Source organism: Streptomyces sp. NBC_01288 (genome assembly GCF_035982055.1).
Taxonomy (GTDB): Bacteria; Actinomycetota; Actinomycetes; order Streptomycetales; family Streptomycetaceae; genus Streptomyces.
On sequence record NZ_CP108427.1, the window covers coordinates 3643162 to 3666859 of the forward strand.

At 69.8% G+C, this 23698-nt stretch carries 25 protein-coding genes; 11 read left to right on the forward strand and 14 right to left on the reverse strand.

Going from position 1 to position 23698, the window contains the following annotated elements; all coding sequences use genetic code 11:
• Positions 1 to 77: 77 nt before the first annotated feature.
• A complete protein-coding gene (locus OG194_RS15705) occupies positions 78 to 956 on the forward strand; it encodes an alpha/beta fold hydrolase (RefSeq protein ID WP_327401467.1) in 879 nt (292 codons plus the stop codon).
• Between the two features lie 7 nt (positions 957 to 963).
• Here OG194_RS15705 and OG194_RS15710 read toward each other — a convergent pair whose 3' ends face one another.
• A complete protein-coding gene (locus tag OG194_RS15710; RefSeq protein WP_327401468.1) occupies positions 964 to 1857 on the reverse strand; it encodes an NYN domain-containing protein in 894 nt (297 codons plus the stop codon).
• Positions 1858 to 2053: 196 nt separating this feature from the next.
• Between OG194_RS15710 and OG194_RS15715 the strand changes: the two genes are divergently transcribed.
• On the forward strand, positions 2054 to 2206 hold the full coding sequence (locus OG194_RS15715; RefSeq protein WP_019058373.1) for a hypothetical protein: 153 nt from the start codon (positions 2054 to 2056) through the stop codon (positions 2204 to 2206).
• A 174-nt stretch (positions 2207 to 2380) separates the two neighbouring features.
• Here the strand turns inward: OG194_RS15715 and OG194_RS15720 are convergent, their stop codons facing one another.
• The 3 genes from OG194_RS15720 to OG194_RS15730 all read right to left on the reverse strand — a co-directional run bounded on the left by OG194_RS15720 (position 2381) and on the right by OG194_RS15730 (position 4719).
• Positions 2381 to 2986 (reverse strand): MarC family protein, encoded by a 606-nt coding sequence (locus OG194_RS15720; RefSeq protein WP_043674666.1) that lies wholly within the window; start codon positions 2984 to 2986, stop codon positions 2381 to 2383.
• 59 nt (positions 2987 to 3045) lie between these two features.
• A complete protein-coding gene (locus OG194_RS15725) occupies positions 3046 to 3903 on the reverse strand; it encodes a PHP domain-containing protein (protein WP_327401469.1) in 858 nt (285 codons plus the stop codon).
• A gap of 174 nt (positions 3904 to 4077) precedes the next feature.
• A complete protein-coding gene (locus OG194_RS15730) occupies positions 4078 to 4719 on the reverse strand; it encodes a DUF6758 family protein (protein WP_327401470.1) in 642 nt (213 codons plus the stop codon).
• Between the two features lie 171 nt (positions 4720 to 4890).
• Here OG194_RS15730 and OG194_RS15735 point away from each other — a divergent pair, with 171 nt between their 5' ends.
• The gene (locus OG194_RS15735; RefSeq protein ID WP_327401471.1) at positions 4891 to 6129 is read left to right on the forward strand and encodes an MFS transporter; all 1239 of its coding nucleotides are present in this window, start codon (positions 4891 to 4893) and stop codon (positions 6127 to 6129) included.
• Positions 6130 to 6170: 41 nt separating this feature from the next.
• On the opposite strand, the gene OG194_RS15740 is transcribed toward OG194_RS15735, so the two are convergent.
• Entirely contained in the window at positions 6171 to 6767 is a 597-nt protein-coding gene (locus OG194_RS15740; RefSeq protein WP_327401472.1) for a suppressor of fused domain protein, read from the reverse strand.
• A 521-nt stretch (positions 6768 to 7288) separates the two neighbouring features.
• On the opposite strand from OG194_RS15740, the gene OG194_RS15745 reads away from it, so the two are divergent.
• Both OG194_RS15745 and OG194_RS15750 read left to right on the forward strand, forming a co-directional pair.
• Positions 7289 to 8407: a magnesium and cobalt transport protein CorA gene (locus OG194_RS15745; RefSeq protein WP_327401473.1), complete on the forward strand. Its 1119-nt coding sequence runs from the start codon at positions 7289 to 7291 to the stop codon at positions 8405 to 8407.
• A 23-nt stretch (positions 8408 to 8430) separates the two neighbouring features.
• On the forward strand, positions 8431 to 8946 hold the full coding sequence (locus OG194_RS15750) for a hypothetical protein (protein ID WP_327401474.1): 516 nt from the start codon (positions 8431 to 8433) through the stop codon (positions 8944 to 8946).
• Positions 8947 to 8962: 16 nt separating this feature from the next.
• Here the strand turns inward: OG194_RS15750 and OG194_RS15755 are convergent, their stop codons facing one another.
• On the reverse strand, positions 8963 to 9682 hold the full coding sequence (locus tag OG194_RS15755) for a hypothetical protein (RefSeq protein WP_327401475.1): 720 nt from the start codon (positions 9680 to 9682) through the stop codon (positions 8963 to 8965).
• A 209-nt stretch (positions 9683 to 9891) separates the two neighbouring features.
• Here OG194_RS15755 and OG194_RS15760 point away from each other — a divergent pair, with 209 nt between their 5' ends.
• The 3 genes from OG194_RS15760 to OG194_RS15770 are packed head-to-tail and all read left to right on the forward strand — an operon-like array spanning position 9892 to position 13055.
• Positions 9892 to 11283, forward strand: a complete 1392-nt coding sequence (locus OG194_RS15760; protein WP_327401476.1) for a magnesium transporter MgtE N-terminal domain-containing protein — start codon at positions 9892 to 9894, stop codon at positions 11281 to 11283.
• Positions 11273 to 11878, forward strand: a complete 606-nt coding sequence (locus tag OG194_RS15765) for a DUF1003 domain-containing protein (RefSeq protein ID WP_327401477.1) — start codon at positions 11273 to 11275, stop codon at positions 11876 to 11878. Before OG194_RS15760 ends, OG194_RS15765 begins: the two co-directional genes overlap by 11 nt.
• Positions 11879 to 11921: 43 nt before the next feature.
• The gene (locus OG194_RS15770; protein ID WP_327401478.1) at positions 11922 to 13055 is read left to right on the forward strand and encodes an Mrp/NBP35 family ATP-binding protein; all 1134 of its coding nucleotides are present in this window, start codon (positions 11922 to 11924) and stop codon (positions 13053 to 13055) included.
• A gap of 67 nt (positions 13056 to 13122) precedes the next feature.
• Here OG194_RS15770 and OG194_RS15775 read toward each other — a convergent pair whose 3' ends face one another.
• The 5 genes from OG194_RS15775 to sigE all read right to left on the reverse strand — a co-directional run bounded on the left by OG194_RS15775 (position 13123) and on the right by sigE (position 19288).
• Complete coding sequence (locus tag OG194_RS15775; protein WP_327401479.1) at positions 13123 to 13785, reverse strand: hypothetical protein; 663 nt, start codon at positions 13783 to 13785, stop codon at positions 13123 to 13125.
• A gap of 256 nt (positions 13786 to 14041) precedes the next feature.
• Positions 14042 to 14470, reverse strand: coding sequence for a sec-independent translocase (locus OG194_RS15780; RefSeq protein ID WP_327401480.1), 429 nt, complete (start codon positions 14468 to 14470; stop codon positions 14042 to 14044).
• Positions 14471 to 14671: 201 nt separating this feature from the next.
• Positions 14672 to 16876, reverse strand: a complete 2205-nt coding sequence (locus tag OG194_RS15785; RefSeq protein ID WP_442811565.1) for a trypsin-like peptidase domain-containing protein — start codon at positions 16874 to 16876, stop codon at positions 14672 to 14674.
• Positions 16877 to 17600: 724 nt separating this feature from the next.
• The gene (locus OG194_RS15790) at positions 17601 to 18590 is read right to left on the reverse strand and encodes an anti-sigma factor family protein (protein ID WP_327401481.1); all 990 of its coding nucleotides are present in this window, start codon (positions 18588 to 18590) and stop codon (positions 17601 to 17603) included.
• Entirely contained in the window at positions 18587 to 19288 is a 702-nt protein-coding gene (gene sigE, locus OG194_RS15795) for an RNA polymerase sigma factor SigE (protein WP_019072074.1), read from the reverse strand. Before sigE ends, OG194_RS15790 begins: the two co-directional genes overlap by 4 nt.
• A gap of 283 nt (positions 19289 to 19571) precedes the next feature.
• Here sigE and OG194_RS15800 point away from each other — a divergent pair, with 283 nt between their 5' ends.
• Entirely contained in the window at positions 19572 to 20270 is a 699-nt protein-coding gene (locus OG194_RS15800; protein WP_078622928.1) for an O-methyltransferase, read from the forward strand.
• 120 nt (positions 20271 to 20390) lie between these two features.
• Here the strand turns inward: OG194_RS15800 and OG194_RS15805 are convergent, their stop codons facing one another.
• The gene (locus tag OG194_RS15805; RefSeq protein WP_003966491.1) at positions 20391 to 20558 is read right to left on the reverse strand and encodes a DUF3117 domain-containing protein; all 168 of its coding nucleotides are present in this window, start codon (positions 20556 to 20558) and stop codon (positions 20391 to 20393) included.
• Positions 20559 to 20933: 375 nt separating this feature from the next.
• Here OG194_RS15805 and OG194_RS15810 point away from each other — a divergent pair, with 375 nt between their 5' ends.
• Complete coding sequence (locus OG194_RS15810) at positions 20934 to 21737, forward strand: enoyl-CoA hydratase/isomerase family protein (protein ID WP_327401482.1); 804 nt, start codon at positions 20934 to 20936, stop codon at positions 21735 to 21737.
• Between the two features lie 7 nt (positions 21738 to 21744).
• On the opposite strand, the gene OG194_RS15815 is transcribed toward OG194_RS15810, so the two are convergent.
• Positions 21745 to 22326, reverse strand: a complete 582-nt coding sequence (locus OG194_RS15815) for a DNA-3-methyladenine glycosylase I (RefSeq protein WP_327401483.1) — start codon at positions 22324 to 22326, stop codon at positions 21745 to 21747.
• Positions 22323 to 22673, reverse strand: a complete 351-nt coding sequence (locus OG194_RS15820; protein ID WP_327407090.1) for a DivIVA domain-containing protein — start codon at positions 22671 to 22673, stop codon at positions 22323 to 22325. Before OG194_RS15820 ends, OG194_RS15815 begins: the two co-directional genes overlap by 4 nt.
• A gap of 135 nt (positions 22674 to 22808) precedes the next feature.
• Between OG194_RS15820 and folP the strand changes: the two genes are divergently transcribed.
• On the forward strand, positions 22809 to 23669 hold the full coding sequence (folP, locus tag OG194_RS15825; RefSeq protein WP_327401484.1) for a dihydropteroate synthase: 861 nt from the start codon (positions 22809 to 22811) through the stop codon (positions 23667 to 23669).
• Positions 23670 to 23698 lie beyond the last annotated feature (29 nt).

Genomic DNA, 23698 nt, shown 5'->3' on the forward strand with positions numbered 1-23698 from the left:
GCGTTCCACCAGCCCGTCAACCCCGGTCACACCCTCCCGTCCCCCTCGCGCTCAGGCTCGCCGGTTAACCTCTACCCATGAGTAGGCCCCCTTCCTTCACCCCGCCCCCCGGCGCTCGCGCGTACCCCCTGCGGACCGCTCGCGGTGAGTTCGCCGTCGTGGACTCGCCCGTGGGCGACGGTGTCGAGCCGAAGGGGGTCGCGCTGCTGCTGCCGGGGTTCACCGGGAGCAAGGAGGACTTCAACCCGTTGCACGAGGCGTTCGGGGCGCGCGGGTACCGGACCGTGGCCGTGGACGGGCGGGGCCAGTACGAGACGGACGGCCCCGCGGACGACGAATCCCCTTACGCCCAGGACGAGTTGGCGCGGGACGTGCTCGCGCTGGCCGAGACCGTGGGCGCGCCGGTGCATCTCCTCGGGCACTCCTTCGGCGGGCACATCGCGCGGGCGGCCGTACTCCTCGACCCCATGCCGTTCGTGTCGCTGACGCTGATGTCGTCGGGGCCGGCGGAGATCTCGGCCTCCCAGCAGCAGCGCGCGAAGCTGTTGCGGGACGCGCTCGCCGTGATGTCGATGGCCGAGGTGTGGGACGCGATCCAGGCGATGGAGACGCCGCAGGAGACCGAGACCGGCGGTGCGCTGGACGAGGGTCTCGACGACCGGGCCGACCTGCGCCGCCGCTGGCTGGGCACCAAGCCGGCTCAACTCCTGGCCGCCGGACGGCAGTTGTGCGGAGAGCCGGACCGGGTCGCCGAACTGGCCGCCGTCCCCCTCCCCGTCCACGTCCTGTCGGGCGCGCGCGACGACACCTGGCCGGTGCCGCTCCTGGACGACATGGCCGTACGGCTGAAGGCGCGGCGGACGGTCATCGCACGGGCCGAGCACTCACCGAACACGGACCAGCCGACCGCGACGGCCAAGGCGATCGCCGACTTCTGGGACGGCAACTCCCGCTAGACAGCGGTCAGTACTGCGTCTGCAAGTGCTCCCAGAACCCGTCCCGCAGCGCCCGCCGCAGATCGGCCTGCCCGCGCAGGGAGTACTGCAACAGCCCCTCCGCCTCGACCAACAGGTCCTGGTCGACGGACCCCGGCAGATACGGATGCCCGGGCAGCAGCTCCACCAGCGCTTCCCTCCCCCGCGCCGCGAGCCACTTCGCCGCGATCTGCGCGCCGACGAAGCGGACGTCGTCGCGGGTGGGCCGGGTGGCGGTGGCCTCGTAGACGGCGGACGCGCGCCGGGAGACGTACGGCTTGAAGAAGTCGAGGTCGAAGGTGCGCTGACTGTCGACCTCCCAGAGGAGCGGCTCCGCCTGGTTACGGCCTTCCGGCGCCTCGATGCCCCACAAGTGGACGCGGGCGCCGTACCCTTGGGCCGCCTCGACCGCCGAGACGAGGTCCTCGTCGCCGCCGATGAGGGCCGCGTCGCTGATGGCGCGGTGCCGGGCGAGGGACTCCAGGTCGGAGCGGATGAGTGAATCGACGCCCTTCTGCTGGTTGTTGGCGTTGAGGTTGCCCAACCGCACCTTCACGTCCGGGAGTTCGGCGATGGTCTGCTGCTCCGAGGTGTGGATGCGCCGCCGGGCACCGTCGTACCAGTACACCCGCAGCAGTCGGCTGTCCGCGAAGATCGTGCGGGCCTTGTCGATGAGCGCCTCGATGAGGCCCTCGGCGTCGAGGTCGAAGGTGCGTCGGTCCTCGGTCCCGGAGACGAGCCGGCCCGCGGCTGCATACAAATACCCGGCGTCGACGAAGATCGCATGCGTCGAGGGCGTCTTCGCCACTTCGGCGAGCATGCGCTGCAACAGCTCGTTCGTGCGGTCGAGGCGGGCGCTGAGGGCCGCGAGGTCGTCGTTCATCGCCTCCATTGTCCCGGCGGTCACGCTGCGAACACAACCGGTCCCGGTCAGTCTCGCGGCGATCTCTTACCAGTCAGTAATTAGGCGTTCGAAAAATTTCCTTAGCGTAGGGAATGTTTGTAACACGCATCCCGTTGACTACATACGTAACCGAGTAGTTCTCCTCAGGAGGATGACCAGACGAAGGGAGAAGCCCATGCGCTTCGAAATCATGCGTCTCGACGAGGTCGACGGCACCACCGTGGACAGCACCGTCGTGGACGCCGCCTCCGTCAATCGGATCGTGCAACAGGCTGCCGCCATAGGACAGCGCCTGTGGATCCGCCCCGCCGAGACCAAGGCCTCGTAACACCGAGGCCGCGCAACACCTACGACGCAACCGCAAGACCGACGACGTAACACTGACGACGTAATACCTACGACAGAGCCCGCGACTCTCATACGGATCGCGACCACACTTCAGAACCCCCGTACGGCACCGACGCCGTGCGGGGGTTCTGCGTTGCGCCAGGCGCCGGGGGGCTCAGCTCGCGCGGATCACCTGGGTGATCCCGTTGATGATCTGCTGCACGGCGATGGCGGACAGCATCATCCCGGCGAGCCGTGTCACCAGCACCACCCCGCCGTCCTTGATGACCCGGATGATCAGCAGTGAGTACCGCATCACCACCCACAGCACGACATGGATGGCGAGGATCGCGGTCCACACCGACACCTGCGTGGCCACGCTGTCGGCCTTCTGCACGGCGAGGATGACGGACACGATCGCACCGGGCCCGGCGAGCAGCGGCATGCCCAGCGGTACGAGGGCGACGTTGACGTCCTTGGTCTGCTTGGGCTCGTCGGTCTTGCCGGTGAGCAGGTCGAGCGCGATGAGCAGGAGCAGCAGCCCGCCCGCGATCATCAGCGCGGGCACGGAGACGTGCAGATAGTCGAGGATCTGATGCCCGAGCAGCCCGAAGACGGTGATGACACCACCGGCGACACACACGGCCTGGAAGGCCATCCGCTTCTGCACCTTGGACGGTCGTCCGGAGGTCAGCGCGAGGAAGATCGGGGTGATCCCAGGGGGATCCATGATGACAAAAAGGGTCAGGAAGAGGGAGCCGAAGACGGCGACGTCGAACATGGGTGAGCCACGAGCCTTGCAGGTGAGAGTGAGCGGAGACGAACGGACGGAGGCGGGCGTCAGACTCCGCCGGCCCCCGGCACCGGGAACGCCCCGGTGGCGCGCCGCGTGATCTCGCCGTACACCTCGGGATCGGTCGTGTACTCCCCGAGCTGCACGCTCTTCCGGCTCCCGTGGTAGTCACTGGACCCGGTGGCCAGCAGTCCGAGCTCCTTGGCGAGCCCCCGCAACCGCACCCGAGTCTCGGCGTCATGGTCCATGTGCTCGACCTCGATACCGTCGAGCCCGGCGGCAGCCATCTCGGCAATGGCGGCCTCGGGCACGGTGTGCCCGCGCTTACTGGCACCCGGGTGCGCGAACACGGTCACGCCCCCCGCGGCCTTCACCAGCCGAATCGCCTCAAACGGATCGGTCTCGTGCTTGGCCACATGAGCGCGCCCACCGTCGGCGAGCCACTCCCCCGTGAACGCGTCGTTCACCGTGGGCACAACACCCAACTCAACCAACGCGGTGGCGACATGAGGCCGCCCGACCGACCCTTCCCCGGCGATCCGGGCAACCTGCTCCCAGGTAACCGGCACACCCAGTTCCTGAAGCCGCCCCACCATGGCCCGAGCCCGAGGCACCCGATCGTCCCGAACCAGCTCCCGCTCGGCGAGCAGAGCAGGTTCCTCCGGGTCGAAGAGGTAGGCCAGCAGATGCATGGACACCCCGTCGATCCGACAGGACATCTCGGCCCCGGTGACAAGGGTGAGCCCCGAGGGCAACGCCTCGATCGCCTCCGCATACCCACGACTGGTGTCGTGATCGGTCAGCGCGACAACGTCCAGCCCAGCAGCCCCGGCATTCCGCACCAGCTCAGCGGGCGTGTCCGTACCGTCGGAGGCCATGGAGTGGGTGTGCAGATCGATACGCACGCGCAAGCTCCAACCGGTGACAGTACGAAAAAGGGACCCCTCAAGGGTAACGGCATCCCCGGGGGCCTCATGAACACCGCGTAGGGCAGCCAACCAAGGGGCGCGGGGAACGGCGCGACCAGCCACAACGGACCCGCACCCGCCCCACAACAGAACCAGGCACCCCCCTAGGCGCTACGGCTTAAGCAAGCGCGGCGACAACGCCCCACACGGCACGAGATCAACCTCGGCCCCCGCATCCCGCAAATCCGTAAGCACCAGCTCGTCATACATCAACAACCCCGACTGCTCAGGCCACACAACGGCCCACAGCCACAACCCCAACGCCTCCCCCGCAAACACCGCCCGATCATCCGGCGCCGTGGAGACATGCCACAACGGCGTAGGCCGCCCCGCAGCGAGCAACTTCGCCTGAGGAGGCTTCTCGACGTTCATATAGGGCCCAGGGTCCGGCCCGTCGATCCCCGCATACCGCGCCCCGAGCCCGACCCCCAGCTCCTCGGCGACAAGGATCAACTCCCCGATCCCCCCAAGGGGCCCCGGCCCGGAACACGCAACGGCCGTAGCCCGCCCCCCACTACGGTCGTCCCCCGCACAGGCCACGCCCGTGAACAGCCATCCGACCGGCAACGGCCACGGCATCCACACCGGCACCTTCGTCCGGTGCACCACGACACTGAGCGCCTCGACGCTGGGCGGGATCACGGGCTGCAGCGGATGCACCGTCCCGTGGAGATCGCACTGCCAGGAATCGGCGAAGAGTCCGGGAGCCCTGACCCGGCCACCACACTTCGGGCAACTGGGTTCGCCCCTCATAGGGCCCCACGGTCCTACCCTCACCCGCGCACGTCAAGGACGATCACCCGTCCGGCCGGGACCACTCACGGAGCGAAACCAGGACCACACACCGAGCGAAACTAGATGTAACTTGCATTCATTACCTTGCCTAACTTACTATGTGCATATACCAACTACTTGGGAGGAAGCATGGACGACCCCTTCGACAAGGGAGCCGACACCGGCTCGGGCAGCATCCTTCGGCAGCCCAAGGCGGTCTGGGCCACCGCCGGCGCCTCGGTCGTCGCCTTCATGGGCATCGGACTCGTCGACCCGATCCTGCCGTCGATCGCCAAGGGCCTCGACGCCACGGCGAGCCAGGTCTCCCTGCTCTTCACCTCGTACTTCCTGATCACGGCGATCGCGATGCTGGTGACCGGCTTCGTCTCCAGCCGCATCGGCGGCAAGAAGACCCTGCTGCTCGGCCTCGCCCTCGTCGTGGTCTTCGCCGGTCTCGCCGGCACCTCGGGCTCGGTCGGCGAACTCGTCGGCTTCCGGGCCGGCTGGGGCCTCGGCAACGCGCTCTTCGTATCGACCGCCCTCGCCGTCATCGTCGGCGCGGCGGCCGGCGGCAGCGCCGCGGCGATCCTGCTCTACGAGTCCGCCCTCGGCCTGGGCATGGCCTGCGGCCCACTGCTCGGCGCCCTGCTCGGCAACCAGAGCTGGCGCTACCCCTTCTTCGGTACCGCGTTCCTGATGGCGATCGGCTTCCTGTGCATCACGGTGTTCCTGAAGGAACAGCCGAAGCCCGCGCAGAAGACGTCCCTGCTCGACCCGCTCAAGGCGCTCGGCCACGGCGGACTCGCCTCCGCGGCCGTCTCGTCCTTCTTCTACAACTACACGTTCTTCACCGTGCTGGCCTTCACCCCGTTCGTGCTGAACATGACCCCGTACAAGTCGGGTGCCGTGTTCTTCGCCTGGGGCGTGCTGCTCGCCGTCTTCTCGGTCTTCGTCGCCCCGCGACTCCAGGCCCGGTTCGGCTCCCTGAAGGTGCTCGGCGGTTCCCTCGTGCTGCTCGCCGTCGACGTGCTCGTCCTCGGCTACGGCAGCCACACCACCGCCATCGTCTGCACGATCCTGTCCGGCGCCTTCATCGGCGTGAACAACACCGTCTACACCGAGCTGGCCCTGGGTGTGTCGGACGCGCCGCGCCCGGTGGCGAGCGCGGGCTACAACTTCGTCCGCTGGTTCGCCGCGGCCGCCGCGCCGTTCTTCGCGCCGAAGATCGAGGGGTGGAGCAACATCCACATCCCGTTCGTGGTCGCGGCGGTCACCGCGGCGCTGGGCGCGCTGGTGGTCCTCGTACGACGGAACGCGCTCACGCACGAGGCCGAGGAGCTGGAGCCGAGGCACGCGGTGGAGGACAGTGTCGCGGTGTTCGCCAACTAGCCGATTACCGGCCGACGTTGGTGAGCTTGCTCACTCGGATGTCAGTCGAGCGGGACGGACCTGCGGGAGGGATCCCGTAGGTCCGTCCCGTTCGTCAACCAGCGTTCCTGGAGGGCCTGCGCGCCGTGGACGCGTTTCCAGGCGGCCTCGTTCGGGGTCATGGGGAGCAACGGCAGGAAGCGCACCGGGTCGAGGGGCTCGTCGAGTTCGAGGTCCTCGACCAGGCCGCCCGGCTCGGCGACCAGTACCGAGGTGAACGGAGCGCCGGGCCACAGCGGTTCGCCCACGTCGAGGGAGGCGCCGGGGGCCACGACCACGCCCTCGACCTGCGGGGACGCGGCGAGCACGGCGAGGGGCCGGAGCACCTTGTCGGTGTCGGCGAGGCCGCCGCGGACGGAGAGGACCAGCTCGGCGCGCGGGCCCGCGACCGGGTCGGCGAGCATCGCCGTGGGGTCGCTCATCGGCTGCGCGGACATGCCGAGGGTGGCGTAGCGGACGACGGTCCCGTCCTGGTTGTCGCCCGGGAAACGCAGGACCTCGACGCGGTCCGTGCCGAGGAAGGTGACCGCGGCGCGGGCGTCCGGATCGCCCAGCGCGGTACGCAACCGTGCCTCGACCAGAGCAAGAACATCAACCATGCGGCGAGCATAGAACTCGTCAGTACCGGGCAAAGCAGCGCCTTGACACATCGGTCGGCTGATAGTCTTGGCCGGTCGTTCGGGGCAGCACGCAGAAGCGTCGCGCATCAAGTCCCGACGCCGTCGACACTCCCCCACGGGGGACCGGCCGGAGGAGGTGGGGCTGCAATGGACCGAAGTCGGCCTGGCAGTACCACCCGCTCTTCCGGCCGCTGATGTCGTCGCTCTGGCTCTGCTTCTAGCCTCCAGCCGGCTGCCGCCGCCTCTCGCACTTCTTCACTGTCGCGGAAGAGCACTTCGTTTCTTTTTCCTGATCTGCCTGATCTGTCCGGTGTGTTCGATCCGACCGATCTGTCTGTTCCGAAGTCAGTGCCTGTATCAGTAGCGAAGTTCGCCACCGCGACGGTGCGGTGCTCCCCGCTTTGTGGACGTGCCAAACATCCGTACCCAGGACGTCCCCATTCCGGGCAGTTCCAACCGTCCGCCGGCGCCTTTCGTTGCTCGACGCGAAGGAGCCCGCCATGTCGATGATCCGCGACCTGCGTGCCGTGGTCCGCCCGTCCCGTCCCGCCCTGCGCAAGGACGGCGGCGCGTACGACACGACCCGCGACCCCGGCACCCCCTCGGCCGTCGTCGACTGCGCCGTGTACCGCGACGGCGCCCGCGTCGACATCGGCAAGCCGCTCACCCCGCACGAGGCGATGCGTCTGGTGCGCCGGGACGGCGGTTTCGTGTGGATCGGCCTGCACGAGCCGACCGAGGCCGAATTCGCCGTCATCGCCCGGGAGTTCGGACTCCACCCGCTCGCCGTCGAGGACGCCGTACAGGCCCACCAGCGACCCAAGCTGGAGCGCTACGACGACTCCCTCTTCACCGTCTTCAAGACCATCCACTACGTCGAGCACGACCAACTCACCGCCAACAGCGAGGTGGTTGAGACCGGCGAGGTCATGTGCTTCACCGGGCGGGACTTCTTCATCACCGTCCGGCACGGCGGCCAGGGTTCGCTGCGGGCGCTGCGGCACCGGCTTCAGGACGACCCCGAGCTGCTCGCGCGCGGTCCCTCGGCGGTGCTGCACTCGATCGCCGACCACGTCGTCGACGGCTATGTCGCGGTCGCCGACGCGGTGCAGGACGACATCGACGAGGTCGAGACCGAGGTGTTCACCCCGGGCCGCAAGGGCGGGGTCTCGCGCGGTGTCGACTCGGCGCGGATCTACCAACTCAAGCGCGAGGTACTGGAGTTCAAGCGCGCGGTGTCGCCGCTGCTGCGTCCCATGCAGCTGCTGAGCGAGCGGCCGATGCGGCTGATCGACCCGGACATCCAGAAGTACTTCCGCGATGTCGCCGACCACCTCGCCCGGGTCCACGAGCAGGTCATCGGCTTCGACGAGCTGCTCAACTCGATCCTCCAGGCCAACCTCGCGCAGGCGTCCGTCGCGCAGAACGAGGACATGCGGAAGATCACCGCGTGGGCCGCGATCATCGCCGTACCGACGATGGTGACGGGCGTGTACGGCATGAACTTCGAGCACATGCCCGAACTGCACGCGCGGTACGGGTATCCGGCGGTGCTCGCCTTCACCGTGACGGTCTGTCTGGCGATCCACCGCACGCTGAAGCGCAACGGCTGGCTGTGAGCGGCCTGGATAGGCTGAGCGCCATGACTAGCAGCGAGCTGCTCGACCAGGCCCTCGTCGAGGAGGCCACGAAGAAGTCCGGCCTCGTCTGGGTCAACGGTCCGGGCGTCCCGGCCCGCGCCCTGTGGCACGTCTGGCACGAGGGCGCGGCCTGCCTGATCGGCAACGGACCGGGCGAACAGCCGCTGCCGGGACTGACCGACGGCGGCCCCGCCGAGGTCACCGTCCGCAGCAAGGACAAGGGCGGCCGGCTGGTCACCTGGACGGCGAAGGTCGTGGAACTGGCCCCGGACTCCGAGGCCTGGACGGCGACCGTCGCCGAGCTGAAGGGCAAGCGCCTCAACGCCCCTGACGGTGAGGCGATGACGGCCCGCTGGTCCCGCGAGTGCCGGGTGCTGCGCCTGGAACCGACGGGAACTACGGCCGACCTGCCGGAGGGTTCGCTGGCGGAGCCCCCGCTGCCGACCCCGGCGACGACCCGTCAGCCGATCCCGGCGAGCCTGCCTCGCCTGCTCCTGAAGAAACGCAAACGCCGGTAACTGCCGTCAACTACCGCTAAGAAGACGGCAGTTGCTTCCCGTAGTCGACAGTGTCGTCGTCCGCCGGTTCCTTCACCGCGAAGCCCTTGCCCCAGTCCGAGAAGGTCAGGGTGCCCGCGCCGCCCGCGCGGACCAGCCGAAGCGGATACGGCTTGCCCTCCAGGGAGACGTCGAGGGTGCCGCCGGAGCCGTCGTCGCCGGTGATGCGGATCGTGCGGACGCCGTTCTGCGCGTGGTGTCCGTCCGTCGCGAGTGAGCCGTGCAGGGTCAGCAAGCTGGAGAGGAGGACGTCCTTGTCCGTGAAACCACTGAACTTCTTGTACGAGGGGTCGCCCTGCGGCACCTTCACGTACTTGCCGTGCAGCGAGTCGCCGGCGCCCGAGTCCCCGTTGCTGTTCCAGAAGTCCGCGTCGGCCTTCAGGTACAGCTCCTCGCCGATCCGCAGCAGCCCGAAGGTCGACCCCTTCGAGGTGACCGACCCGCTGCCGCCGTCGGACTTCAGCCGCATGTCGAGCGTGTACGTCCGCCCGCTGGTGACGACGGTCCCCGACAGCCGTACCGCGGCGGCGGCGCCCGCGGCCGTCACCGACTTGGACTGGATCTTGTCGGCGGCCAGCTTGCCGACCCCGTTGGTCCCCGCGTCCGGGTCCCCGCCGCCGCACCCCGTCAGGGCCAGCACGCAGACCGCGCCGAGCAGCGCCGCACGACGGTTTCGGACCTGGGGAATCGCAGTCACAGGTGGGTTGCCTTCCGTGCGGGGGGCGATGGCGTACGGCAGCGTACCGGGGCCGCGAGGCGCCGACGGAGCCAGTCCGTCCGGACCGCCCACCAGCGCGGATCACATAGGGACGGGCTAGCCTGAAGCCCGTCCGAGCAGGCATTTCGGAAGATCCGGAAACCACAGAATCCATCGGCGGACCAGAAAAGAAAGAAGGAGGTGCGGCCATGGCAGCCGGCGCTCCCCGAGTCTTCGTGTCGCACCTCTCCGGCGTCGCCGTCTTCGACCCGAACGGCGACCAGGTGGGCCGCGTCCGCGACCTCGTCGCCATGCTCCGCGTCGGCCGGCGACCCCCTCGGCTCCTCGGCCTCGTCGTCGAACTCTCCACCCGGCGCCGCATCTTCCTGCCGATGACCCGCGTCACCGGCATCGAGTCCGGGCAGGTCATCACCACCGGCGTGCTGAACGTCCGCCGCTTCGAGCAACGGCCCACCGAGCGGCTGGTGTTCGGCGAACTCCTGGACCGGCGCGTCACCCTCGTCGAGACCGGCGAGGAGGTCAGCGTCCTCGACCTGTCGGTGCAGCACCTCCCCGCCCGCCGGGACTGGGAGATCGACCGCGTCTTCGTACGGAAGGGCCGCACCGGCGGAGCCTTCAGAAGGGCCAAGGGCGAGACGCTGACCGTGGACTGGTCCAGCGTCACCGGTTTCTCCCTTGAGGAGCAGGGACAGGGCGCGGAGAGCCTCCTGGCCACCTTCGAGCAGCTGCGCCCCGCCGACCTCGCCAATGTCCTGCACCATCTCTCCCCCAAGCGCCGGGCCGAGGTCGCCGCCGCCCTCGACGACGACCGCCTCGCCGACGTCCTCGAAGAGCTCCCCGAGGACGACCAGATCGAGATCCTCGGCAAGCTGAAGGAGGAGCGCGCGGCCGACGTCCTGGAGGCCATGGACCCGGACGACGCGGCCGACCTCCTCTCCGAACTCCCCGAGGACGACAAGGAGCGCCTGCTGAACCTGATGCAGCCCTCCGAAGCGGCCGACGTACGCCGCCTGATGTCGTACGAGGAGCACACCGCGGGCGGCTTGATGACGACCGAGCCGATCGTCCTACGGCCCGACGCGACCGTCGCCGACGCGCTCGCCCGGGTCCGCAGCGCCGACCTCTCCCCCGCGCTCGCCGCCCAGGTGTACGTCTGCCGCCCGCCGGACGACACCCCGACCGGCAAGTACCTCGGCACGGTCCACTTCCAACGGCTGCTGCGCGACCCGCCGTACACCCTGGTCAGCGCGATCATCGACGACGACCTACAGCCGCTCGACCCGGACGCGACGCTTCAGCTCATCGCCGGGTTCTTCGCGACGTACGACATGGTCGCGGCGCCCGTCGTCGACGAGACCGGGTCGCTGCTCGGCGCGGTGACCGTGGACGACGTGCTGGACCACATGCTGCCGGAGGACTGGCGGGAGACCGAGTTCCATCTCGACGAGGGCGAGAACGCGGGCGAGGGCGACCGCGGGAACGAGGCAGAGGCGCAGGCACAGGCATCGGAAGAGACATCGGCAGACGCTTCGACAGAGGCATCGGCAGAGGCGGAGGAGGTGGCGGCTCATGACTCCTGAGCGCGAGTCCACGCGCGAGCGGACACCGGCGGGCGCGACCGCCACCACCCGGACCCGGGCCCGGCTCGACCAGCCGCGATCGCCCCGGCGCCGGTTCCTGCCCGAGTACGACCCGGAGGCCTTCGGTCGGCTCTCGGAGCGGATCGCGCGGTTCCTGGGCACCGGGCGGTTCATCGTCTGGATGACGGTCGTCATCATCGCCTGGGTGCTGTGGAACATCTTCGCGCCGCGGGACGTGCGGTTCGACAACTACCCGTTCATCTTCCTGACGTTGATGCTGTCGCTCCAGGCTTCCTACGCGGCCCCGCTGATCCTGCTCGCGCAGAACCGGCAGGACGACCGCGACAAGGTCAACCTCGAACAGGACCGCAAGCAGAACGAGCGGTCGATCGCCGACACCGAGTACCTCACCCGTGAGATCGCCGCCCTGCGCATCGGCCTCGGCGAGGTGGCGACCCGGGACTGGATCCGCTCCGAACTCCAGGATCTGGTGAAAGAGCTGGAGGAACGCGGGGAGGGACGCGGGAACGGCCACCACAAACACGTCGTATTCCCGGCGGAACGGTCGCACGGACGTGACGTAGACGACCGGTGACGGGCTTACCGGGGGCCCCGCGCGGCGCCGTACCATCGACCCTATGGCTACGGAAGACGCGGTGCGTGAAGCGCTGTCGACGGTGAACGACCCCGAGATCAACCGACCCATCACCGAACTGGGGATGGTCAAGTCGGTGGAGATCGGTGCGGACGGAGCGGTCGCGGTCACCGTGTACCTGACGGTCTCCGGCTGTCCCATGCGCGAGACGATCACGCAGCGCGTGACGGAGGCGGTCCTGGGTGTCGAGGGCGTCACCGGTGTCGACGTGACCCTGGACGTGATGAGCGACGAGCAGCGCAAGGAACTCGCGACCGCCCTGCGCGGTGGCAAGGCCGAGCGCGAGGTCCCCTTCGCCCAGCCCGGTTCCCTCACCCGCGTGTACGCGGTCGCCTCCGGCAAGGGCGGCGTCGGCAAGTCCTCGGTCACGGTGAACCTCGCGGCCGCGATGGCCGCCGACGGCCTGAAGGTCGGTGTCGTCGACGCCGACATCTACGGCCACAGCGTGCCGCGCATGCTCGGCGCGGACGGCCTTCCCACCCAGGTCGAGAACATGATCATGCCGCCGTCGGCACACGGCGTGAAGGTCATCTCCATCGGCATGTTCACCCCGGGCAACGCACCGGTGGTGTGGCGCGGCCCGATGCTGCACAGGGCGCTCCAGCAGTTCCTGGCGGACGTGTACTGGGGCGACCTCGACATCCTGCTCCTCGACCTCCCGCCGGGCACCGGCGACATCGCGATCTCCGTCGCCCAACTCGTCCCGAACGCCGAGATCCTGGTCGTGACGACCCCTCAGCAGGCGGCGGCCGAGGTCGCCGAGCGGGCCGGCTCCATCGCCGTACAGACCCACCAGAAGATCGTCGGCGTCGTCGAGAACATGGCGGGCCTGCCCTGCCCGCACTGCGGCGAGATGGTCGACGTCTTCGGCACGGGCGGCGGCCAGTCGGTGGCGGACGGCCTGACCCGCACGACGGGCGCCAGCGTCCCGGTGTTGGGCAGCATCCCGATCGACGTCCGCCTCCGCGAGGGCGGCGACGAGGGCAAACCGGTCGTCCTGACGGACCCGGACTCCCCGGCGGGGGCGGCACTGCGCGCGATCGCGGGGAAGCTCGGCGGCCGGCAGCGAGGCCTCTCGGGCATGTCGCTGGGGATCACCCCGAGGAACAAGTTCTAGTTCTAGGGATCTTCTTACGACGATGGGGGCGCCGTCTCACCGGACGGCGCCCCCATCGTCGTCACCGCTACTGGGCGGCGTAGGTCGTGATGTCCTTGATCATGGCGAAGCCGAGCCCATACGCGCTCATGCCTCTGCCGTAGGCCCCCACGTGCACGCCCTCCTGGGTCGAGCCCGCGAGGACCCAGCCGAACTCGGACTCGCGGTAGTGGAAGGGCGTCGGCACGCCGTCCACGGGGAGGGACAGGGTCGACCAGTCGTCGCCGGCGAGGTCGTCGGCCAGGACCCAGGCCGTCTCGGTCTGCTGCTCCAGCCAGTCGTCGCGCAGGGTGTGGTCCATCTGGCCGGGCCAGGTGAAGGACAGCAGCCCCACACCGGCGAGCCAGGCCGCGGAGGACACCGAGGTGGCCTCCAGGAGGCCCGTGCCGTCGGCGGTGCGCCGGGCGGGGTTGCCCGCGACGGTGACGACGACCGCGAACTTCTCCTTGTCCTCGGTGCCTTCGTTGCGTACGGAGGGCTCGTCGCCGTGCCCGATCGAACCGTGCTCGACGGCTCCGTCCGCCGCCATGCCCACCTGCATCAGCCAGCGCGGTCCCGTGAAGGCCTCGTCGAGGCCGTACCACGGGAAGGGCGCCAGCAGGTAGCCGTCGACCGTGCGCCGGGCGGAGGGGAGTGGTTGTCCACCCTCCGCGGCCGGCGCCTGCGCGCCTACCCGACTCGTCGTCTCCATGCTCCGGACGCCTCCTCGTTCTCGTCGGACCGGGGCGGCCCGCCCCCCTTCGGGCGGCTCGCCCGGTCCGCACAACAACTCGGCAGCATAGCCACCTCGTGCGAGGCAGCCCGGAAAGCGCCCGGCGCGCGAGGCGCACAGGGGCCTTGTTCAGGCCGTACGGAGGCGTGGAAGGGGCTGGAGAGGTATGAAACGCGTCACGTAGGAGGCAAGCGGGACGACTGTCCCCGTACGGCTCAGGGGGCCTCCGTACGTCTCAGGTGGCGTCCGCGTCGAAGGGCGGGCGGTCGTCCTTCTCCGGGTCCTCGGGCTTCTTGGTCATGTCGAGACGACCGCTCGAAGAGGGCGAGGAACTCGGGGTGTCCGCGCTCTGGACCGCCTCCGTGACCTCGGCCATCTCCTTCTTCAGGTCGAAGCCGTTGCGGATCTCCTTGAGCCCCAGTTCGTCGTTGTCCAGCTGCTTGCGCAGGAACGTCTTGGGGTTGAGGTCCTCGAAGTCGAAGTCCTTGAACTCCGGGCCCAGCTCCTCGCGGATGTCCGCCTTGGCGCTCTCCGAGAACTCTCGGATCTTCCGGATCGTCCGCATGACGTCCTGGATGACCTTCGGGAGCTTGTCCGGACCGAAGACGAGCACGGCGAGGACAATGATCGTCACCAGCTCTAGCGGGCCTATGTCATTGAACACCTGAAGCTCCTTGCGATGTCCTCGGTCCTCGGCCCTCGGTGGTCTGTGCGGGTCTTCCGTGGTCCGGGCCGGGTCCACGGTACCCGGCGATCCCACCCGACCGGTACTGTCCCGGGGGCTACGAGTGGGTGTACACCACCGGTTTTCCGGGTTGTTTGCCTAGTGGGACGGGGCGCGGGGCTCTCACCTGTGACGTTTCTGTCAATCCCCGGTCGACGAGCCCAGGACGAGCGACAAGGTCATGTCTTTGCCGCCCCGCCGCAGAGTCAGCCGCAGCTGGTCGCCGGGCCGATGAGCACGCGTCCTGACGATGAGCTCGTCACCGGAGTGAACCCGCACCCCGTCGACCTCGGTGATGACGTCGCCCGCCTTGAGCCCCGCCTTGGCACCGGCCCCTCCCGGGGTGACGGCGGGCCCGTCGCCGCCGCCCTTCGTGGCGACCCGCGCCCCGTCCCCGGTGTAGTCCAGGTCGAGGGTGACACCGATGACGGGATGAGTCGCCTTCCCGCTGTTGATCAATTCCTCGGCAACAAGCTTGGCCTGATTGACGGGAATGGCGAACCCGAGCCCGATGGACCCGCCCTGCCCACTCTCGGCCCCGTCCCCGCCCCCATCCCCATCCCCGTAATCGGCGGACCGAATAGCCGAGTTGACCCCGACCAGCCGTCCCTGAGCGTCGAGCAACGGCCCCCCTGAGTTCCCGGGATTGATGGGCGCGTCGGTCTGCAACGCGTCGACATACGACACATCACTCCCGTCCGACGCCTCGCCCCCGGCGGTGATCGGCCGCTCCTTGGCGCTGATGATCCCGGAGGTCACGGTGTTGTCGAGATCGAAGGGCGCACCGATCGCAACGACAGGGTCCCCCACCCGCACGTTGTCGGAATTCCCGAGCGGCATGGGCGTCAGCCCCCGCACCCCGCTCACCTGCACGACAGCAAGGTCGTACCCGGTGTCCCGCCCGACGACCGTGCCCTTGACGACCTGCCCCCCACTGAAGCTGACGGATATCGCCCCGTCACCACCAGCGGGCTGGACAACATGGTTGTTGGTGAGAATGTGCCCCCGCCTGTCCAACACGATCCCGGTCCCGGTCCCCGACTCCTCGTCCCCGGTCACATGCAGGGTCACGACACTGGGCAGAGCCCGGGCGGCAATCCCGGCAACGCTGCCGGGCGCAGGCTGAGCGTCTTCCTTACCGGCCTGCGGCAACACGACATCCCCACCGATCCCGTCCCGCTCCAGACGCGCCCCTACGACGCCACCGACACCGCCGGAGAGGAGAGCCAGGGCGAGCGCCGAGGCGGCGAGGAGTTTCCGGGTGCGGGTGCGGCGCTGGTCGGGGGTCAGGGTCGGGGCGCCTGTTTGCTGGAGGGGGGCGGGGGTGGCCCAGGGGTCGTAGCGGTGCCAGGGGTTGCTGGGTGGAGTGGGGGCGGGTTCCGGGGTGGGCGTGGGTGAAGGGTCCAGGACGGGGGCGGGGGCCTGGTTCGGGACAACAGGGGTTCGGGCGAGGTCTGGCGAGGCGAGGGGGGCGGTGGCTGAGGTTTCGGCGAGGGGCGGTGCGGGGGGAGCGAGAGGCGCCGGGGGTGTGGAGGTACCGGGGGCTGAGGCGTCGGCGCCAAGCGCGGGCGCAGAGGTGCCGGGAGCCGCGGCATCGGTGAAGGACGGTGCAGGGGCAGCAAAAGCCGCCGGGGTTGTGACGGGGTGCGCGGAAGCACCGGGAGCAGAGGCGTCGGCGCCAAGCGCGGGCGCAGAGGTGCCGGGAGCCGCGGTATCGGTGAAAGGCGGTACGGGGGCGGCAAAGGACGCCGGGGTTGTGACGGAGGGCGCGGAGACGCTGGGAGCGGAGGCGTCGGCGGTGTGCGCTGCGGGGATGCCGGGAGGCGCGGCGTCGACGAAGAGCGGTGCAGCAGTGCCAGAAGGCACGGGTGCGGTGTACGGAACGGGAGTGCCAGGAGCTGCTGTGCGGGCCTGTGGAGCCGCGCCGGGCGCAGAGGTGACCGCCGGGTGCCGAACGGGCGGCGCGAGCGCCCAGGGCCCCGGCTCGCCGTACGGCGGGGTGCTGTAGGGGTCGGGGTCGTGCAGGGGCTTGGGCCGGTCGGTGGGCGGGAGGACCGCGCCGGGGGTCGTCGGGGGTTCGGGCACGGAAGGTGGTTCCGGTTCGAAGTCAGCACCGGCGCCTACGGACGCGGCCCCGGCCGGAGTGGCCGACCCGGGGTGGTCCAGCTCGGAAACACCGCTGGCGTCTACGGCCACGCCACCGGCCGGGGAACCCGACTCGGGGCGGCTCAGCTCGAAGTCACCACCGGCGTCTACGACCGCGCCGCCGGACTGGGACCCCGAGACCGGGTGGCCCAGCGGGACGCCAACGTCCTCTTTGGCACGGCCAGTTGCAGACTCGGCCACTGGCCGATCCAGCTCTGAGCCACCGCCACCGCCTCCGCCCACACCACCGAGCGAGGACGCCGACACAGGACACCCCAACTCGAAGTCATCGCCAACGCCCGCAACCGCACCGCCGACCGGGGATCCCGGAACACAACGCCCCGAGTCGACGTCACCGTCAACACCCGGGGCCACACCGCCAGTTGGAGCCCCACCCACAGGCCGACCCGACTCGGCGTCACCACCGGTCTCCTCAGACACGTCCCCGGCCAAGCCCCCCACCACAGGACGCCCAACCTCGAAGTCACCCCCACCGGAAGCCACTTCACCGCTCAGCCCCTCAACGGGTGCCCGCAACTCGAAGTCCCCGGCGTCAGCCCCCCGCGACACTTCACCCCGCGACGCACCCGGCGGCCGCAACGCGAAATCCCCGTCGGTATCCCCGACGCCCTCGGTTTCCGCAGCGGCATCCCCGTCGATGGCGAGCTCACGGGCACGGACCCCGGCATCGCCCGAAGGCCCCGGCGCAGCACCCTTCGCCTCAGCCGTACCCGGTACCGGATCACCCGTCGCCCCAGGCACCGCGGGACCCCGACTCCGAGCCCACCACTTCGTCTTCGCAGGCCCCTGTCCCGGCGTCCCCTCGTCCATGGTCCTCGTCCCCCCACAACAGCCCGCGCCACCCCGTACTCCCCGGATTCAACCAGGTTCGCGGGCCGTGGCGCAGGGGCTGGTCAGAGGCCGGTCAGTGGAGGGGGTGGGAGGGGGGCGTGGGGGTGGAGGAGGGGGACGAGGTGGTGTCGGGCTCCGGGGTGCGGAGCAGGCCCGGGGTCATGACCTCGGGGGCCGTGGACCACGACGTGAGGGCGACCGGCGGGGTCGCGTTGAGCGGGCGTATCAGGGGGGACATGACCGCCGCTCCGGCCATCACCGGCGCGGTGAGCGTGTGCATGGCCTCGTCGCCCTGGACGCCCGCGGGTGACGGCACTCCGGGCAGGAGCGGTGCGGAGACCGAGGTCGGCGGGACCGCGGTGTCGCCGAGCATCGAGCGCTGGCTCGTGCCCTGGGCGAGCAGGGGGCCGACCCCACGACGGCGCCCGGAGTCGGCGGTCGCCGCCGCGCCCGTGCCCTGGGTACGCGCCGGTGTCACACCCGTACCGCCCCGCGCTTCCGCGGCCGTGTCGCCCGGCGCGACCGTGGCCACCCCGCCCAGCGCGATCGCGGCCAGCGAGACCGCCCCGGCGGCGACGAACGCGAACCGCATCCCGCGCGAGGCGGAGCGGTCGGCGTCGTGCCGGCTGACGTCATGGATACGGAAGCCCTCGCGGGCGGACCGGGAGGGAGCGGACGGGGTCAGGGCCGTGGCCGCGTGCGGGCCCGCGGGGACGTAGCCGAACTCGAACGCGTCGAGCGGGCCGTCTCTTCTGACGCCGAAGACACCGATCCCGGCGGCGAACAGTCCCCCGCCGGGCGGCTCCTCGCCGTCCGTGTCGCCACCTCCCCCGGGAAGCCCCTGGAGACGGGCCAGGAAGCTCTCGGAAGGGGGCGGTGGGGCCATTTCCGCGAACACGTTCTTCAGTCGGCGCTGCGCGTCGGCCTCGACCTTGCACTTCGTACAGGTGGCCAGATGCGCCAGTACACGCTCGCGCGACTCATGACCGAGCTCCCCGTCCACCAGGGCGGAAAGTCGGTCTCCCAGATGCTGCTCCGCAGGCGTAGGACGTGATCCACTCACGCGGTCGCGCCCCCTCCCCCCAGCGCGGGCACACGCGCCACGAAGGAACGGCGCTCGGCCCGTGCTTCCGGCGAGCGGTGCGCGAGGGCCTTGCGGAGCTGGGAGCGGCCACGGTGGATCCGGGAACGGACCGTACCGAGCTTGACGCCCAGGGTCGCGGCGATCTCCTCGTACGAGAGACCCTCGATGTCGCACAGGACGACCGCTGCCCGGAACTCCGGGGCGAGGGTGTCCAGGGCCTGCTGGACGTCCGCGTCGAAGTGCGCGTCGTTGAAGACCTGCTGGGGTGACGGCTCACGGCTGGGCAGTCGCTCGGCCGCGTCCTCCCCCAGCGCGTCGAAACGGATGCGCTGCTTGCGGCGGACCATGTCCAGGAAGAGGTTGGTGGTGATGCGGTGCAGCCAGCCCTCGAAGGTGCCGGGCGTGTACGTCGACAGCGAACGGAACACCCGGACGAAGACCTCTTGCGTCAGGTCCTCGGCGTCGTGCTGGTTCCCCGTCAGGCGGTACGCGAGCCGGTACACGCGGCCACTGTGGGTGCTGACGATCTCCTCCCAGGTGGGCGGAGTCCACGCCTGCCCGTCCGCGTCGGTGGAGAAGGTCGCGGTCTGGGCATGGTCAGCGGCGTGGCTGTGGTCAGCAGCGGTGTCGTTCACGGATTTCGGCCTGCCCGCCGATCCGAGAAAGCGCCGGAGCACTCCTCCCCGATCCACAGGTACAGCCGCACCTCCCCTGTCGGCTCTGGTGGTGTCCAGTGGAGCCCCTACCATAGCCACCTCGCCCGTTAGCTCCGGATAAGCGGTTTTACGAGAATTTGATACACGCTCATACCGACCTGGCGGTGGTGTGAGCCGATACCCGTGGCCCTGCCCGGCGTCCCGCTCGACGTCGTGCTCGACAACCTGATCCATCGTCATCCCCCGCCCTTCTCTCCGGTCGCGTCCCGCAGTGCTTTCCTCCCCCCTCTAAACGCCCGGTCCCATCAGCAGGTTCCCGGCACCAACGGATACAGTCACGCCCAGGCAACCACGGGGACAGGAGAGGGTCATTACCGGCAACCGGCAGACGAGCTGGGCGTTCGCCGACGCCTATGTCGCCGAGGACGAAGCACTGCGCTGGGCCCGTGACCGGGCCCGCGAGGCAGGGCTGCGCTCGGTGTCGCCCGGCACGGGCGCCGCGCTGCGGATGCTCGCCGCCACCGTGGACGCGAAAGCGGTGGCAGAGATCGGAACCGGGACCGGCGTCTCCGGAATGCATCTTCTGTACGGCATGCGGCCGGACGGGGTACTGACCACCGTCGACCCGGAGCCGGACCACCAGCAGTTCGCCCGTCAGGCCTTCCGCGCGTGCGGCTTCGCCAGCAACCGGGCCCGCTTCATCCCGGGCCGCGCCCTGGACGTGCTGCCCCGGCTCGCGGACGCGGGCTACGACCTCGTGTTCTGCGACGGTGACCGGCTGGAGTTCCTGGACTATCTCGCTGAATCGTTGCGCCTGCTGCGTCCGGGTGGCCTGGTGGTCTTCGAGGGCGTCTTCGCCAACGGCCGCACCGTCGACTCGAGCCCCCAGCCCACCGAAGTCCTACGGCTGCGCGAGTTGCTCCGCGCCGTGCGCGAGAGCCCCGAGCTGGTGCCGTCACTGCTCCCGGTGGGCGACGGCCTGCTGTGCGCCGTCAAGCGGTAGACAGGCGCCCAACGCCGGACCTGCCGTAGAAATCCGAACTCAGGACTCCGGGCAGACAGCTGCCCCGGCACCGTCTCGGGTGCCGGGGCAGCTGAAGGGGTATGGTCGCGTTCCGCCGCGTCAGCCGACGACCTTCTTGAGGGCGTCGCCCAGCGCGTCGGCCTCGTCAGGGGTCAGCTCGACGACGAGCCGCCCGCCGCCTTCGAGCGGAACGCGCATGACGATGCCCCGCCCCTCCTTGGTCACCTCGAGCGGGCCATCGCCCGTCCGCGGCTTCATGGCCGCCATGCTCGTTCCCCTTCCTGAAACCAGCTCATCGTCGCCGACGGCCCCATGGAGGGCACGCGCGGCCCCTAATGAGACACGCGTCACCGGCATCGAACACATTGCTTCCAAGCCATTATCCCGCATCTCAGGACCCGATGACCAACATCAGTCGGCATCGCTTGGGCAACGCGCGCGAGCAAAACCACTCAATTCGCCGATGTGACTGCGATACTCCGCCGCCGCGCGGACCTCGGTCGACCGAATCCGGAGCGAAATTCTTTGACGCAGGTCACACGTCCGGTCCGGTGCGCGGACGGTGATCTCCGCCATGCTGTCCTACGGACGTACGGCGTACCGACCGGTACGCCGGAGCCGCGACACCCGAGGGGATACGCCATGGCCGACACCGTGCTCTACGAGGTGAGCGACGGACTCGCGACGATCACGCTGAACCGCCCCGAGGCGATGAACGCGCTGAACATCGCGACCAAAGTCGCCCTCCGGGACGCGGTACGGGCCGCGGCGGACGACGACGCGGTACGGGCCGTGCTGCTGACCGCGGCCGGCGAGCGGGCGTTCTGCGTGGGCCAGGACCTCAAGGAGCACATCACACTGCTGGCCTCCGACCGGGAGGCCGGGACCGGGGCCACGATGACCACGGTGAAGGAGCACTACAACCCCATCGTGCGGGCGATCGCCGGCATGGCGAAGCCCGTGGTCGCCGGGGTCAACGGGGTCGCCGCGGGCGCCGGTTTCGGGCTCGCGCTGGCCGCGGACTACCGGGTCGTGGCGGACACGGCCGGCTTCAACACGTCCTTCGCCGGTGTCGCCCTGACGGCGGACTCCGGCATCTCCTGGACGTTGCCCCGGGTGGTCGGCCCCGGTCGCGCGTCCGACCTGCTGCTGTTTCCGCGGACGATCACCGCGCAGGACGCGTACGACCTGGGGATCGCCAACCGTCTCGTGCCCGTCGGCGAGCTGCACGCCGAGGCCGAGAAGGTGGCCCGGCAGCTGGCGGACGGGCCGACGGTGGCTTACGCGGCGCTCAAGGAGGCGGTCGCCTACGGCCTGACGCACACCTTTGAGGAGACGCTGGAGAAAGAAGACGAACTTCAGTCTCGGGCGGGCGCGTCGGAGGACCACGCGATCGCTGTGCAGGCCTTCGTCAACAAGGAGAAGCCGAAGTACTTGGGTCGGTAGGCGCCTGCTAGGAGGCGTTTCTGGCGACGCATGTCTTCAGGTGGTCGTTCACCAACCCGCACGCCTGCATCAGCGCGTACGCCGTCGTCGGCCCGACGAACTTCAGGCCCCGCTTCTTCAGCGCCTTCGACAAGGCCGTCGACTCGGTCGTGACCGCCGGGACGTCCCCGAGTGCCTTCGGGGCCGGGCCCGGCTTCGGGGCGTGGGACCAGATGAAGTCGTCGAGCTCGCCCGGGGCCCAGTCCGCCAGCACGCGCGCGTTGGCGATCGTCGCGTCGACCTTGAGGCGGTTGCGGATGATGCCGACGTCGGCGAGGAGGCGTTCGCGGTCGGTGTCCGTGAAGGCGGCGACCTTGGAGATCCGGAAGCCGTCGAACGCGGCCCGGAAGCCCTCGCGGCGGCGCAGGATCGTGATCCAGGAGAGGCCGGACTGGAAGGCCTCCAGGCTGAGCCGCTCGTAGAGGGCGTCGTCGCCGTGGACCGGGCGGCCCCACTCCTCGTCGTGGTACGCGACGTAGTCCTCCGTGGACAGCGCCCAGGGGCAGCGCAGGGCGCCGTCCGGACCGGCGACGGCCCCGCCCTCGCTCACTGCTGGTCGCCTTCGACCGGCTTCTGCATGGAGACGTGGGCGCTGGCCTGCGCGCCGGCGAGCGCGGACTCCAGGTCGGCGATCCGGGCGTCGCGCTCGGCGAGTTCGGCGGCGATACGGCCCAGCGCGTCGTCCACCTCGGCCATGCGGTAGCCCCGCGCGGCGAGCGGGAAGCGGAGGGTCTCGATGTCGGCGTGGTTCACCGGCCGGTCGGGGGGCAGCGGGTCGTCGAGACGCTCGGGCGTGGCGTCCGGCAGCGGGGCGCTGTCGCCGCCGCCGATCACCGAGAGGGTCACGGCGCCGACCACGACGGCGAGCGCGACGACCAGGAACAGGAACATGAACATCTCTGGGGTCTCCACGGGCGTCGATGTCGGACGTGCCGAAGCCGAATGTGTCAGGGTCCGATCGTGCCATGCGACGCTGACAGTTAGGGTCACAGGCGGCTGAAGACCGGTACGTACTAGGAGAGGTCACAGGGGATGCTCAGGCTGGGCAGGCGTGAATTCGACACGCACGAGCCGGTGATCATGGCGATCGTGAACCGGACCCCGGACTCCTTCTACGACCAGGGGGCCACGTTCCGCGACGAGCCCGCCCTCGCGCGCGTGGAGCAGGCGGTGGCCGAAGGCGCCGCCATCATCGACATCGGCGGCGTCAAGGCCGGCCCCGGCGAGGAAGTGACCGCCGACGAGGAGGCGCGGCGCACGGTCGGCTTCGTGGCCGAGGTGCGGCGGCGCTTCCCGGACGTCATCATCAGCGTCGACACCTGGCGGCACGAGGTCGGCGAGGCCGTCTGCGAGGTCGGCGCGGATCTCCTGAACGACGCGTGGGGCGGTGTCGATCCCCGGCTCGCGGAGGTCGCCGCGCGGTACGGGGTGGGGTTGGTGTGCACGCACGCGGGTGGCGCGGAGCCGCGTACCCGGCCGCACCGGGTGACCTACGACGACGTCATGGCCGACATCCTGCGCGTGACCCTGGGGCTCGCCGAGCGGGCCGTAGAGCTGGGCGTGCCCCGGGAGTCGGTGTTGATCGATCCCGGGCATGACTTCGGGAAGAACACGCGGCACAGTCTGGAGGCGACGCGGCGGCTCGGCGAGATGGTCGGGACGGGGTGGCCCGTGCTGGTGTCGTTGTCCAACAAGGACTTCGTGGGCGAGACGCTCGACAAGCCGGTCAAGGAGCGGGTGGTCGGGACGCTCGCGACCACTACCGTGTCAGCGTGGCTGGGGGCGCAGGTGTATCGGGTGCACGAAGTCGCTGAGACTCGGCAGGTGTTGGACATGGTGGCGTCGATCGCGGGGCATCGGCCTCCGGCGGTGGGGAGGCGGGGGCTGGCGTAAGTTTTTTCGCCCCCGCCGCCCCTACCCGT